This is a genomic window from Sodalis-like endosymbiont of Proechinophthirus fluctus (genome assembly GCF_001602625.1).
In the GTDB taxonomy this organism is placed as follows: Bacteria; Pseudomonadota; Gammaproteobacteria; order Enterobacterales; family Enterobacteriaceae.
The window spans coordinates 12,773-13,080 of the sequence record NZ_LECR01000073.1; the positions used below are offsets into that span (position 1 = coordinate 12,773).

The 308-nt window shown below is 54.9% G+C and carries 1 pseudogene; it reads right to left on the minus strand.

Annotated features, from left to right (window positions below):
* Positions 1-308, minus strand: a pseudogene (locus tag BG74_RS17655) (lipid III flippase WzxE); the annotation flags it as partial.

Sequence of the window (308 nt, forward strand, 5' to 3'; positions counted from 1 at the left end):
GGCAGCATAAAGCGCAGCGCGCACGCGATTTCCCGCGCCATCAACCGCTTATCTTTTAACCGCGATAGCGTGGGCAATAAATAAACGGTAAACGAGGCAGTGATAAACTGCAAATAGGTGTCCGAAATACTGCTGACGCCCTGCCAAATCCCTACCGCTGCCCAACCCTCCGTGCGGGCCAGTAAATTACGCATCATCACATATCCTACAGGCAGAATCATCGCGTTGATAAGAGCCATGACAGTGAACTTGGCCAGCAGCGTGGCATAGCCACCGTCCCAGGCGGGCAGCAGGAATGAGAGCGGCAG